This window comes from Pseudomonas sp. SK, assembly GCF_012975065.1.
Taxonomy (GTDB): Bacteria; Pseudomonadota; Gammaproteobacteria; order Pseudomonadales; family Pseudomonadaceae; genus Aquipseudomonas; species Aquipseudomonas anuradhapurensis.
In genome coordinates, this window is record NZ_CP051857.1 from 4009750 (window position 1) to 4022316 (window position 12567).

A 12567-nucleotide genomic window follows, 5' to 3' on the forward strand; every position below is an offset into this window, starting at 1 on the left:
TGCGACAAACACTGTCGCAATCGCGCAGTGTACGGGAGAGAGGGGGCTGGGTGAACGGGTGTTCACGGGCAATTCGGGGCGGCAGCGGGCGCAAGGCGTTGTGGTTGTGCCGTGGCGGAAATCGAGCGCCGCCCGCGCGGCGCATCGCGGATGAATCCGCTCCTACATTTGTTGCAACGTGGCCATGCCTGTCAGGCCATGGTTGCCAGCCGGTTTGCAAGGCTCAAGACATGCGCCAAGGCAGGCGACCATGGCGTAACAGGTTCGGCACGTTGCAACAAATGTGGGAGCGGATTCATCCGCGATGCGCCGCGCGGGCGGCGCTCGATTTCCGCCCCACCATCATCCCCAAGGCATGCACCCCGCCCCCACCGAAACCTCAGCCCTTCTCAGCCGGCGCCGAACTCAACTCGAACGGGCTGCTGTTGCGCCGCTGGTTACGGTCTTCGCGTGGCGTTGCCCCAAAGAAATTGCGATACGCACTGGAAAAATGCGGCCCGGAAGAAAAACCGCAGGACAGGCCGATCTGGATGATCGACTTGCTCGTCTGCATCAGCATCTGCCGCGCCTTGTTCAGCCGCAGCTCCAGGTAATACTGGCTCGGCACGCGATTGAGGTACTGCTTGAAGATGCGCTCCAGCTGCCGGCGCGACACGCACACATGCTGGGCAATCTCGTCGGTGGTCAGCGGCTCTTCGATATTGGCTTCCATCAGCAGCACCGCCTGGGTCAGCTTGGGGTGGCTGGAGCCCAGGCGGTTCTGCAATGGAATGCGCTGGCGTTCACCCCCCTCGCGGATACGCTCGACCACCAGCTCCTCCGACACCGCCCCGGCCAACTCCGCACCGTGATCACGTGCCAGCACCGCCAGCAGCAGGTCGGTCACCGCCATGCCCCCACAGGCTGTCAGGCGATCGCGATCCCAGTCGAACAGATGGCTGGTGGCGATGACCTTGGGAAAACGCTCGGCAAAATCATCCTGCCAGCGCCAATGCACCGCCGCCCGGTAGCCATCGAGCAGGCCCAGCATCGCCAGAGGATAGACCCCGGCCGACAGACCGCCGATCATGCAGCCGCTGCGCGCCAGTTGCTTGAGCGCCGCCACCAGGGGCCCCGCCACCGCCGCCGGCGGCTCGTCAGCCAGCAGGAACAGCTTCTGGCAACCGTCAAGACGGCCATTCCACGGCTCGCCCGGCAGGCGCCAACTGCCCTCCTGCGCCGGCTCCGCCTGCAGGAACAGCAGCTCGTAGACCACCTCCGGGTGCACCCGCTGCGCCACCTGCAACACTTCCTCGGCCAGCGCCAGGGTCAAGGGCCTGGTATTGGGCCAGATGAGAAAACCGATTCGCTGGGTGGTCATAGGGTGCGGTCCGAAACCTGAGGTCGTTCGAGTCTGTGCGCCGGGTCAGGCTGCGCTTGCGGCGCAGCATGCCCTATTATGGTGCAAATAGGCAGTTTTTACTTCAGGCTGCCGGAGAGGAACTGCTTGAGACGCTCCGACTGCGGGTTGGCCAGAACCTGGCGAGGGCAGCCGGTTTCTTCCACCAGGCCCTTGTGCAGGAACACCAGCTGGTTGGACACCTCGCGGGCAAAGCCCATTTCGTGGGTTACCACGACCATGGTCCGGCCTTCCTGGGCCAGGGCCTGCATGACCTTGAGCACATCGCCCACCAGCTCCGGGTCCAGCGCCGAAGTCGGCTCATCGAACAGCATCACTTCCGGCTCCATCGCCAGCGCCCGGGCAATGGCCACCCGCTGCTGCTCGCCGCCGGACATGTGCCCGGGGAAGGCGTCCTTGCGGTGCGCCACACCGACCTTGGCCAGGTAGTGCTCGGCCTTTTCCAGGGCTTCCTTGCGGCTCACCCCGAGCACGTGCACCGGCGCTTCGATGATGTTCTCCAGCGCGGTCATGTGCGACCACAGGTTGAAATGCTGGAACACCATCGACAGGCGCGAGCGCATGCGCTGCAACTGACGCGGGTCGGCGGCCTTGAGCGCACCGTCCTTGCCCGGCACCAGCTTGAGTTCTTCATTGTTGAGCAGGATCTTGCCCGCGTGCGGCTGCTCCAGCAGGTTGATGCAGCGCAGGAAGGTCGACTTGCCCGAACCGCTGGAGCCGATGATGCTGATGACATCGCCTGCCTTGGCCGACAGGGACACGCCCTTGAGCACTTCATGGCTGCCGTAGCGCTTGTGCAGGTCTTGGACTTCGAGTTTGTACATGCTGTCGATTCTCACAAAGCGGTCAGTGCTTGCGCGGCGCCAGGTAGCCGAGCCAGCGGCGTTCGGCCATCTTGAACAGGCGCACCAGGATGAAGGTCAGGCACAGGTAGAACACGCCCGCCGTGATATAGGCCTCGAAAGGCAGGTAGTACTGGGCATTGACCGTGCGCGCAGCACCGGTGATGTCGATCAGGGTGACGATCGACGCCAGGCTGGTGGTCTGCAGCATCATGATCACTTCGTTGCTGTACTGCGGCAGCGCCCGGCGCAGGGCCGACGGCAGCAGGATGCGCCGGTACATCTTCATGCGCGACATGCCCACGGCCTTGGCCGCCTCGATCTCGCCATGCGGCGTGGCCTTGAGGCTGCCGGCGATGATCTCGGCAGTGTAGGCGCTGGTGTTGATGCCGAACGCCAGGCAGGCACAGAAGGTGGCGCTGGACAACAGCGGCCACAGGACGCTTTCGCGCACCGCCTCGAACTGCGCCAGGCCGTAGTAGATCAGGAACAGCTGCACCAGCATCGGCGTGCCGCGGATCACATAGGTGTAGAGCCAGGCCACCAGGTTGACTGCCGGCTGCTTGGACACCCGCATCAGGCCCAGCGGAATGGCCGCCAGCAGGCCGAAGAACAGCGAAATGGCCAGCAGCTTGAGCGTGGTCAGCAGGCCGCCGAAGTACATCGGCAACGCCTCCCAGACGACGTTGTAGTCGAAGATCATAGTTCAGCCACCTTGACGCCCACCGAATAGCGGCGCTCGAGATACTTCAGGGCCAGCAGCGAGACACTGGTCAGCACCAGGTACAGGGCCGCCACCGCGAGGAAGAAGGTGAAAGGCTCGCGGGTGGCATCGGCCGCCTGCTTGGCCTTGAACATCATGTCCTGCAAGCCGACCACCGAGATCAGCGCGGTAGCCTTGGTCAGCACCAGCCAGTTGTTGGTGAAACCTGGAATAGCCAGGCGAATCATCTGTGGCACCTGGATGCGGAAGAACACCTGGCGATTGCTCATGCCATAGGCCACGCCCGCTTCGGCCTGCCCCTTGGGAATGCCCAGGAACGCGCCACGGAAGGTTTCCGACAGGTACGCGCCAAAGATGAAGCCCAGGGTACCGATACCCGCGATCAGCGGATTCAGGTCGATGTAGTCTTCATAGCCCAACAGCGGCGCCACCCGGTTGATGATGTCCTGCCCGCCGTAGAAGATCAGCAGGATCAGGACCAGGTCCGGAATGCCACGGATCACCGTGGAATACAGATCGCCCAGCCAGGCCAGCCAGCGCACCGGCGACAAGCGCAGCGCCACACCGATCAGGCCGAGCACGATGGCCAGGGCCATCGACGACAGGGCGAGCTGCAGCGTCAGCCACGCCCCGTCGAGGATGACTGCCCCGTAGCCTTTCAACATGATGAGGTCCTCGACCTAGAGAATGAAAAATGGTGCAAACCTCAGAGTTTCTGCTGTTTGCACCATTGCACAGGTGAAACCCGACGTCTTAGTTCGAGTCTGGACCGTAGATATCGAAGTTGAAGTACTTCTTCTCGATTTCTTTGTACTTGCCATTGGCGCGGATGGCGTCGATGGCCGCGTTGATGCGATCGGCGTTGGCCTTGTCACCCTTGCGTACGGCGATGCCGACGCCGTCACCGAAATACTTCACGTCGGTGAACGACGGGCCGACGAAGGCGAAGCCCTTGCCAGCGTCGGTCTTCAGGAAACCGTCCTCCAGCAGGGTGGCGTCAGCCACGGTACCGTCCAGGCGGCCAGCCGCCACGTCCAGGTAGATTTCGTTCTGGGTACCGTAAGGAACCACGGTGGCACCCTTGGGGGCCAGCACTTCCTTGGCGAAGCGGTCGTGGATCGAACCGCGCTGCACGCCGATCTTCTTGCCCTTGAGTTCATCCAGGCTGTCGCTGACGGTGGTGCCTTCCTTCATGACCAGGCGCGCCGGGGTCAGGTAGTAGCGCTTGGTGAAGTCGACCGATTTCTTGCGGTCTTCGGTGATCGACATGGACGACAGGATGGCGTCGATCTTGCGCACCTTCAGCGCCGGGATCAGGCCGTCGAATTCCTGCTCGACCCAGGTGCACTTGGCTTTCATCTCTTCGCACAGCGCGTTGCCGATGTCGTAGTCGAAACCGGCGATGCTGCCATCAGGTTGCTTGAAGGCAAAGGGTGGGTAGGCGGCCTCGATACCGATTTTCAACGGTTTTTCATCGGCCTGCGATACCAGGGAAAACACGGACAGCGCCAGGGCGCCAAGCAGTGCGAGCTTCTTCATCAGGTAACTCCATCGGTACGGGGCAATACAAGGCAGGTAACGGCTGCCCGATATGCGAATGGGTACAACGCGAGCCGCGCAGGGTATCGACCAAGGTCGCAGACCACGAGCGTGTGAGTGGCATTCTAGCGACAGCCCGGTAGTCGATATTTCTTCAAAGCGACAACTACTTACAGAAGCGCCTGAAACCGCTGCGGGCGATGTTGACAGCCAGTGCAAAATATGCAAAGGCGCAAGAAATAGAACCTATAGACCTAGCAATTCCCGGGCCTATTATTGGCAAAGCCTTGTAGTACGGCAAGTGTAGCGTGTTGCGCGGGGAAAAATGCCGGCGAAATGCACCGAAACGAAGCGGAATTGTTTCCTGGCGCCCCGATGCCGTGCGCCATCGGTGACAGAACAGTTACCGATGAATGTCGGGTAACAGTAAAGCAAAAACCCCGCCGGTTGCCCGGGCGGGGTTCTTGTTGGCGGTACACGCCCCTGCATGTGGGAGCGGGCGTGCCCGCGAAGCAGGCGGCGCGGTGGATAGCACCGGCTGCGCCGGTGTTCGCGGGCGCGCCCGCTCCCACAGTACGCGGCGCGACTGTTATGCCGAAGCCAGGCTCATCGCCTTGTGGGTATCGATCAGGTGCTGCACCACCCCCGGGTCGGCCAGGGTCGAGATGTCACCCAGCGCGCCGTATTCGCCCGTGGCAATCTTGCGCAGGATGCGGCGCATGATCTTGCCCGAACGGGTCTTCGGCAGCCCCGGCGCCCACTGGATCACATCCGGCGAGGCGATCGGGCCGATTTCCTTGCGCACCCAGTTCTTCAGCTCCAGGCGCAACTGCTCGCTGGGCTCGATGCCGGCATTGAGGGTGACATATACATAGATGCCCTGCCCCTTGATGTCATGCGGCACGCCCACCACCGCCGCCTCGGCCACTTTCGAATGCGCCACCATGGCGCTTTCGATCTCGGCAGTGCCCATGCGGTGACCGGACACGTTGAGCACGTCATCCACGCGACCGGTGATCCAGTAGTAGCCATCTTCATCGCGGCGCGCGCCGTCGCCGGTGAAGTACATGCCACGGAAGGTCTTGAAATAGGTGTCGACGAACCGGTCGTGGTCGCCATACAGCGAACGCGATTGCCCCGGCCAGGAATCGAGGATCACCAGGTTACCTTCGGCGGCACCTTCGATCAGGTTGCCCAGGTTGTCCACCAGGGCCGGCACCACGCCGAAGAACGGACGGGTGGCCGAACCCGGCTTGAGGCCAGTGGCACCTGGCAGCGGGCTGATCAGGATGCCGCCGGTTTCGGTCTGCCACCAGGTATCGACGATCGGGCAACGTTCCTTGCCCACGGCCTTGTAGTACCAGTTCCAGGCTTCGGGGTTGATCGGCTCGCCCACCGAGCCCAGCAGACGCAGGCTGGAGCCGTCGGCCCCGGCCACCGCGGCCTCGCCTTCGGCCATCATTGCGCGGATGGCAGTTGGCGCGGTGTAGAGGATGTTGACCTTGTGCTTGTCGATGATCTTCGACACGCGGGTGATGTCCGGGTAGTTCGGCACGCCTTCGAACAGCAGCGTGGTGGCGCCGTTGGCCAGCGGGCCGTAGACGATGTAGCTGTGGCCGGTGACCCAGCCGACGTCGGCGGTGCACCAGTACACCTCGCCCGGGCGGTAGTCGAACACGCGCTCATGGGTCAGCGCGGCGTATACCAGGTAACCGCCGGTGGTGTGCAGCACGCCCTTCGGCTTGCCGGTGGAGCCAGAGGTGTAAAGGATGAACAGCGCTTCCTCGGCGCCCATCTCCTTCGGTGCGCAGTGGCTGGAAGCCACTTTCATCAGGTCTTCGTACCAGATGTCGCGGTGCTGGTGCCAGGCAATCTCGCCACCGGTGCGCTTGCACACGATGATCTTCTGCACGCTGTTGGTTTCCGGGTTGGTCAGTGCCAGGTCGACGTTGGCCTTGAGCGGGGTACGGCGGCCGCCGCGCACGCCTTCGTCGGCGGTGATGACCACCTTGGACTTGCAGTCGATGATCCTCCCGGCCAGCGCTTCGGGGGAGAAGCCACCGAACACCACCGAGTGGATCGCACCGATACGGGCACAGGCCAGCATGGCGACCACGGCCTCGGGAATCATCGGCATATAGATGGTGACCACGTCACCGCGGTGCACATCCTGGCCACGCAGGGCGTTGGCAAACTTGCAGACCTGCTCGTGCAGTTCGCGGTAGGTGATGTTGCGGTGCTCGGAAGGATCGTCGCCCTCCCAGATGATGGCCAGCTGGTCGCCGCGCTCCTCGAGGTGGCGATCCAGGCAGTTGGAGGAAACGTTCAGAGTGCCGTCGGCGAACCATTTGATATCGACATGATGGTCGTCGAAGGAGGTCTGCTTGACCTTGGTGAACGGCTTGATCCAGTCGATACGCTGGGCCTGCTCGCGCCAGAAGCCGTCCGGGTTGATCACCGACTGCTGGTACATGGCCTTGTAGGTGGCCTCGTCGGTCAGCGTGGTGGCCGCAACCTCGGGACGAACGGGATACAGTGGAGCCGCACTCATCTGTGTTACCTCGGTGTAATAGTTGTTTTTGTATGGGACCGTTTGTAACTGTACCAGAGCGACAAAAGCCATTCGACGTTGGTAGTAATTTGGTACGCCCGTACAGCACGGACGCTCTAGCATGCGCTTTACAGCCGCGACGAAGCGACAATTGGCGCGTTGCCCAGACGATTGTTACAGATTCTGCCAAAACACTTTATCAAAAGCCCCACTGTTTCAGCCTTGGCGACAACCCTAAAATTCATCTCGCCAGCAACGGCAAGGCGATTAACAACTGGTAACAGCCCCCACGAAGGCAAGCGTTAATCCCCGTCTTATCCCGATAGTTGAACCAGCAATACTCGCGGCGCCAAAAGCGCCGCGCGCCCCCTCACGACCTTAGACAGGTAAATAGAAAATGAAAGCTTTACTGGTATTGGTACTTGGCAGTCTTTGCGGCGCGGCGATGGCCGGCGAAGGCAAAGATGCCGAGCAGATTCCGGTTGAACAGTACAACTACGCGCAGCACCTGGACATTGCCCGCGTCATTTCCATGAGCGAAGTGCCCAATGTATGCGAAGTGGTGCCAGCCCGCATGACCTATGAAGACTCCAAGGGCCAGAAGCACATTCTCGAATACCGCGTGATGGGGAACGGCTGCTCGAACGGCTGATACCTTGTGAATTGGGGCCCTGCGGGCCCCATTCGCGACACAAGGCCGCTCCTACAAGGACTGCGCAATGTTTGAAGCCTGCGCAGTCCTTGTAGGAGCGGCCTTGTGTCGCGAAAGGACTGCGCAGCAGTCCCGCCTTTTATAAAGCCTGATTAATCTGCAGACTTGCCAAGCGAGTAATCCCTCAACTTGTTGGCAATGGTCGTATGCGAAACACCCAGTCTTTTACCTAAAGCCCGACTACTCGGGAATTCCCCCATCAAACTTTCCAGCACCGCCTTCTCAAAGCGCCCGACAATCTGCGAAAGATCCCCGTCCAGCGAAAACTCACCCAACGGTTGCCGCGCGCCATAATCCGGCAAGCGAATATGTTCGCTCTTGACCACGCCGCCATCGCATAACGAAACCGCCTGGAACAATACGTTTTCCAGTTGCCTTACATTGCCCGGCCAATGGTACTGGGCAAGTTTGTCCATCGCCGCCGGCGCCAGGCGCGGCATGGCGCAACCGATCTGCCGGCTGGCCTGGTCGAGAAAGTGCTGCACCAGCCCTTCCAGGCCGTCCATGCATTCGCGCAACGGCGGAATGTGCAGCGACAACACATTGAGCCGGTGGTACAGGTCCTGGCGGAACTCGCCACGCGCGCACAATTCGGACAAATCCACCTGGGTCGCGCAGATCACCCGCACGTCCAGGTACACCTCTTCATCGCTGCCTACGCGGCGGAAGCAGCCGTCCTGCAGAAAGCGCAGCAACTTCACCTGCAGGCGCGGGCTCATCTCCCCTACCCCATCAAGGAACAGCGTGCCACCGGCGGTCAGCTCCAGCAGCCCCAGCTTACCCTCGGCCCGCGCACCTTCGAAGGCCCCGGGGCCGTAACCGAACAGCTCGGTCTCGGCCATCGACTCGGGCAAGCCGGCGCAGTTCAGCGCCATCAGCGGCGACTGCCCGCGCGGGCTGGCCAGGTGGCAGGCACGCGCCAGCAACTCCTTGCCGGTGCCTGTCTCACCCTCGATCAGCAAGGGCGCATCCAGTGGTGCCATGCGCCGCGCCTCGCGGACCACGGCAGCCATGACCCGCGAACTCTGGAAGATGCTGTCGAAACCGCGCAGCTCCTGCTTGCGCACATTGTAGATACGCTCGCCGATGCGGTCGGCGCGGTGCAGGGTCAGCACTGCACCGGCCAACGCCTCGCTGTCGTCGTGCTCGGACTGCAGCGGCGCGATATCGGCCAGGAACACATCGCCCTTGACCTTGATACGCAGGCCGTTGATGCGCGACTTGTTGGCGCGCACCAGCTCCGGCAGGTCGAAGTCTTCGACATAGCGCGCCAGCGGCATGCCCGGCACCTCGTCCACCCGCACACCCAGCAACTGGGCTGCCGCGCGGTTGGCGGCGACGATGCTGCCGCCCATGTCGATCGACAGCACCGGGAAGTCCAACGCGCCCAGCAGCGCGTTCAGCTCCATGTGGCGACGTTCGCTGGGCATCAACCCCACGCGCTTGACGCCGAACACCCCGGCGATGGCCTCGAACTTGGGCCGCAGCGCCTGGAACTGCAAATTGATCAGGTTGGGGCAATGCAGGTAGATGGCGTTGCCATGGTCACCGCCCACCTCGCCGCGCAGCACGTTGATGCCGTACTCCACCAGCAGGTTGAGGATGTCGCGCAGGATGCCAATACGGTTCTGGCAATGCACTTTGATACGCATGAGGGCTCTCGAAGCGCCGAGGTTTTTCACCGCAGCGCAGAAAAGTCGTAAAGATAAGCTGACAAAAACCGCCTAGGCATCAGCCAGATGCCCCGGATTTTCCGACACCTGCTGGGTTTTGTAAAATATTCGTTACGAAAACGCCGCAAGAAGCCCATCCCGCCTATCTCCTACCCCCGTGCAAAGCAGCCGGCGAAGGGATATTCCTTAGGCATGTCCTGCACATAACAAGAAAAGCCCTCACCAGGAGAGCCACATGAAACAGACGCAATACGTGGCACGCGAGCCCGATGCGCACGGTTTTATCGACTACCCGCAGCAAGAGCATGCGGTATGGAACACCCTGATCACCCGCCAGCTGAAAGTGATCGAAGGCCGCGCCTGCCAGGAATACCTGGACGGCATCGACCAGCTCAAGCTGCCGCATGACCGGATTCCGCAACTGGGCGAGATCAACAAGGTGCTGGGCGCCACCACCGGTTGGCAGGTTGCCCGGGTGCCGGCACTGATCCCCTTCCAGACCTTCTTCGAGCTGCTCGCCAGCAAGCGCTTCCCGGTCGCCACGTTCATCCGCACCCCGGAAGAGCTGGACTACCTGCAAGAGCCCGACATCTTCCACGAGATCTTCGGCCACTGCCCGCTGCTGACCAACCCCTGGTTCGCCGAATTCACCCATACCTACGGCAAGCTCGGCCTGGCCGCGACCAAGGAGCAGCGCGTGTACCTGGCGCGCCTGTACTGGATGACCATCGAGTTCGGCCTCATCGAAACTGCCCAAGGCCGCAAGATCTATGGCGGCGGCATCCTCTCGTCGCCGAAAGAAACCGTCTACAGTCTGTCTGCCGAGCCGGAGCACCAGGCCTTCGACCCGATCGAAGCCATGCGCACCCCGTACCGCATCGACATCCTGCAGCCGCTGTATTTCGTGCTGCCGAACATGAAGTGCCTGTTCGACCTGGCCCACGAAGACATCATGGGCATGGTTCATCAAGCCATGCAGTTGGGCCTGCACGCACCGAAGTTTCCACCCAAGGTCGCCGCCTGAGCGACCTTGCCGATAACAACTCGAACCGGAAAACACCACATGAATGCCTTGAACCAAGCCCATTGCGAAGCCTGCCGCGCCGACGCCCCGAAAGTCACTGACGAGGAGCTGGCCGAGCTGATTCGCGAGATCCCGGACTGGAACATCGAAGTACGCGATGGCCACATGGAACTGGAGCGCGTCTTCCTGTTCAAGAACTTCAAGCACGCCCTGGCGTTCACCAATGCCGTGGGCGAAATCGCCGAAGCCGAAGGCCACCACCCGGGCCTGCTGACCGAGTGGGGCAAGGTCACCGTGACCTGGTGGAGCCACTCGATCAAGGGCCTGCACCGCAACGACTTCATCATGTGCGCGCGCACTGACAAGGTGGCGGAGACGGCTGAAGGCCGCAAGTAACCGCTTGGGAATTGGGGCCGCTTCGCGCCCCAGTTTTTGCAGGGAAAATATCCGCTGTTCGCCCGCAAAACCGACCAGCGACCGGCAAAAAAACCAAACTGTCATCCAGACTTGTGTATCCTGCCCCAGCTTTGCGAAGCTTCAAACGCGCCTGGCGCAGACTTTTCACTCACACTTGCGAGGAACGACGAGATGCATGAAATCCCGAATCTTCCCTTCCCAAGCCTGAACCCAGAAGAGCCAACCGTAACCGTTCATGCCGAACCGGCAGCTGCCGTCGAGCAGGATGGTGACGATCAATCCAGCGCTGACCAGGACTAACCGCGCATCCCCGACTGTGTGAAAACGGCTGACCTGCGGGCTACCCCCGTCATCACGTTTTCACACCGTCCAGAACCCACGTAGGCCCCCATGCCCGACTCACCGCGCCCCCTTGCGGTCACCCTGCAAGTCGTCTCCATCGTCCTCTTCACCTTCATCGGCTACCTGAATATCGGCATCCCCCTGGCCGTATTGCCCGGCTATGTGCACAACGACCTGGGCTTCGGCGCCGTGGTCGCCGGCCTGGTGATCAGCGTGCAATACCTGGCCACCCTGCTCAGCCGCCCCACGGCCAGCCGCATCATCGACAACCATGGCAGCAAGAAAGCAGTCCTGTATGGCCTGGCCGGGTGCGGCCTCAGCGGGGTGTTCATGCTGGCCTGTGCCTTCCTCACCCACCTGCCCTGGCTGAGCCTGGCCAGCCTGCTGGCCGGCCGCCTGGTGCTGGGCAGCGCCGAAAGCCTGGTGGGTTCGGGGTCGATCGGCTGGGGGATCGGCCGGGTCGGTGCCGAACACACCGCCAAGGTCATCTCCTGGAACGGCATCGCCAGCTACGGCGCGCTGGCCATCGGCGCCCCGCTGGGCGTGCTGATGGTCAAAGGCCTGGGGCTGTGGAGCATGGGTGCGAGCATCATCCTGCTGTGCGCGCTCGGCCTGCTGCTGGCCTGGCCCCGGCAGGCGGCGCCGATCGTCAGCGGCGTGCGCCTGCCGTTCCTGCGGGTGCTGGGCAAGGTGTTCCCACACGGTTCGGGGCTGGCCCTGGGCTCGATCGGCTTCGGCACCATCGCCACCTTCATCACCCTGTACTACGCCAGCCGCGGCTGGGCCAATGCCGCGCTGACCCTGAGCCTGTTCGGCGCCAGCTTCATCAGCGCACGGCTGCTGTTCGGCAACCTGATCAACCGGATTGGCGGGTTCCGCGTGGCGATTGCCTGCCTGTCGGTGGAAACGCTCGGGCTGCTGATGCTGTGGCTGGCGCCGAGTGCCGAACTGGCGCTGGCAGGCGCCGCACTGAGCGGGTTCGGCTTCTCGCTGGTGTTCCCGGCGCTGGGGGTAGAGGCAGTGAACCAGGTGACAGCGGCCAACCGCGGGGCTGCGGTCGGGGCCTATTCGCTGTTCATCGACTTGTCGCTGGGGGTGACCGGGCCACTGGTGGGCGCGGTCGCGGCGGGGTTCGGCTTTGCTTCGATGTTTCTGTTTGCAGCGGCAGCGGCGGCTTGCGGGTTGCTGTTGAGCCTGTATCTGTACAGGCAGGTGCGGCGTCAGCGGGGTTTCTAACAACAGGGGGTGCTTTGCACCCCTTTCGCGACACCAGGCCGCTCCTACAGGTACCGCGCGCTTGAACTGAGGCGCAGCTCACGCTTGCTGTAGGAGCGGCCTGATGTC

Annotated in this window: 12 protein-coding genes; 5 read left to right on the forward strand and 7 right to left on the reverse strand. The window is 62.4% G+C overall.

Annotated features, from left to right (window positions below; all coding sequences use genetic code 11):
* Positions 1–379: 379 nt before the first annotated feature.
* The 6 genes from argR to acs form a co-directional block, all read right to left on the reverse strand.
* Positions 380–1360, reverse strand: coding sequence for a transcriptional regulator ArgR (gene argR / locus HG549_RS18440; RefSeq protein WP_170031222.1), 981 nt, complete (start codon positions 1358–1360; stop codon positions 380–382).
* A 98-nt stretch (positions 1361–1458) separates the two neighbouring features.
* Positions 1459–2223, reverse strand: a complete 765-nt coding sequence (locus HG549_RS18445; protein WP_170031224.1) for an ABC transporter ATP-binding protein — start codon at positions 2221–2223, stop codon at positions 1459–1461.
* 22 nt (positions 2224–2245) lie between these two features.
* The gene (locus HG549_RS18450; protein WP_170031226.1) at positions 2246–2944 is read right to left on the reverse strand and encodes an ABC transporter permease; all 699 of its coding nucleotides are present in this window, start codon (positions 2942–2944) and stop codon (positions 2246–2248) included.
* Positions 2941–3630, reverse strand: coding sequence for an ABC transporter permease (locus HG549_RS18455; protein ID WP_012273568.1), 690 nt, complete (start codon positions 3628–3630; stop codon positions 2941–2943). The genes HG549_RS18450 and HG549_RS18455 overlap by 4 nt, the downstream gene beginning before the upstream one ends.
* Before the next feature lie 88 nt (positions 3631–3718).
* On the reverse strand, positions 3719–4504 hold the full coding sequence (locus HG549_RS18460; RefSeq protein ID WP_170031228.1) for an ABC transporter substrate-binding protein: 786 nt from the start codon (positions 4502–4504) through the stop codon (positions 3719–3721).
* Positions 4505–5093: 589 nt separating this feature from the next.
* Positions 5094–7055: an acetate--CoA ligase gene (gene acs / locus HG549_RS18465; RefSeq protein ID WP_170031230.1), complete on the reverse strand. Its 1962-nt coding sequence runs from the start codon at positions 7053–7055 to the stop codon at positions 5094–5096.
* Positions 7056–7452: 397 nt separating this feature from the next.
* Between acs and HG549_RS18470 the strand changes: the two genes are divergently transcribed.
* Positions 7453–7707 (forward strand): DUF2790 domain-containing protein, encoded by a 255-nt coding sequence (locus tag HG549_RS18470; RefSeq protein WP_170031232.1) that lies wholly within the window; start codon positions 7453–7455, stop codon positions 7705–7707.
* Between the two features lie 152 nt (positions 7708–7859).
* Here HG549_RS18470 and HG549_RS18475 read toward each other — a convergent pair whose 3' ends face one another.
* Entirely contained in the window at positions 7860–9419 is a 1560-nt protein-coding gene (locus tag HG549_RS18475) for a sigma-54-dependent transcriptional regulator (RefSeq protein ID WP_170031234.1), read from the reverse strand.
* Positions 9420–9675: 256 nt separating this feature from the next.
* Between HG549_RS18475 and phhA the strand changes: the two genes are divergently transcribed.
* From phhA to HG549_RS18490, 4 genes are all read left to right on the forward strand, one after another.
* Positions 9676–10464: a phenylalanine 4-monooxygenase gene (phhA, locus tag HG549_RS18480; RefSeq protein ID WP_170031236.1), complete on the forward strand. Its 789-nt coding sequence runs from the start codon at positions 9676–9678 to the stop codon at positions 10462–10464.
* A 39-nt stretch (positions 10465–10503) separates the two neighbouring features.
* Positions 10504–10860: a 4a-hydroxytetrahydrobiopterin dehydratase gene (locus HG549_RS18485; RefSeq protein WP_003254532.1), complete on the forward strand. Its 357-nt coding sequence runs from the start codon at positions 10504–10506 to the stop codon at positions 10858–10860.
* A gap of 192 nt (positions 10861–11052) precedes the next feature.
* Positions 11053–11181, forward strand: coding sequence for a hypothetical protein (locus HG549_RS26070; protein ID WP_256098753.1), 129 nt, complete (start codon positions 11053–11055; stop codon positions 11179–11181).
* A 90-nt stretch (positions 11182–11271) separates the two neighbouring features.
* The gene (locus HG549_RS18490) at positions 11272–12459 is read left to right on the forward strand and encodes an MFS transporter (RefSeq protein WP_170031238.1); all 1188 of its coding nucleotides are present in this window, start codon (positions 11272–11274) and stop codon (positions 12457–12459) included.
* The last annotated feature ends 108 nt before the right edge of the window (positions 12460–12567 follow it).

Excerpts from the sequence above, each read along its gene's own strand:
- argR (WP_170031222.1), bottom strand. The coding sequence starts at position 1,360 with ATGACCACCCAGCGAATCGGTTTTCTCATCTGGCCCAATACCAGGCCC.
- HG549_RS18445 (WP_170031224.1), bottom strand. The coding sequence starts at position 2,223 with ATGTACAAACTCGAAGTCCAAGACCTGCACAAGCGCTACGGCAGCCAT.
- HG549_RS18450 (WP_170031226.1), bottom strand. The coding sequence starts at position 2,944 with ATGATCTTCGACTACAACGTCGTCTGGGAGGCGTTGCCGATGTACTTC.
- HG549_RS18455 (WP_012273568.1), bottom strand. The coding sequence starts at position 3,630 with ATGTTGAAAGGCTACGGGGCAGTCATCCTCGACGGGGCGTGGCTGACG.
- HG549_RS18460 (WP_170031228.1), bottom strand. The coding sequence starts at position 4,504 with ATGAAGAAGCTCGCACTGCTTGGCGCCCTGGCGCTGTCCGTGTTTTCC.
- acs (WP_170031230.1), bottom strand. The coding sequence starts at position 7,055 with ATGAGTGCGGCTCCACTGTATCCCGTTCGTCCCGAGGTTGCGGCCACC.
- HG549_RS18470 (WP_170031232.1), top strand. The coding sequence starts at position 7,453 with ATGAAAGCTTTACTGGTATTGGTACTTGGCAGTCTTTGCGGCGCGGCG.
- HG549_RS18475 (WP_170031234.1), bottom strand. The coding sequence starts at position 9,419 with ATGCGTATCAAAGTGCATTGCCAGAACCGTATTGGCATCCTGCGCGAC.
- phhA (WP_170031236.1), top strand. The coding sequence starts at position 9,676 with ATGAAACAGACGCAATACGTGGCACGCGAGCCCGATGCGCACGGTTTT.
- HG549_RS18485 (WP_003254532.1), top strand. The coding sequence starts at position 10,504 with ATGAATGCCTTGAACCAAGCCCATTGCGAAGCCTGCCGCGCCGACGCC.
- HG549_RS26070 (WP_256098753.1), top strand. The coding sequence starts at position 11,053 with ATGCATGAAATCCCGAATCTTCCCTTCCCAAGCCTGAACCCAGAAGAG.
- HG549_RS18490 (WP_170031238.1), top strand. The coding sequence starts at position 11,272 with ATGCCCGACTCACCGCGCCCCCTTGCGGTCACCCTGCAAGTCGTCTCC.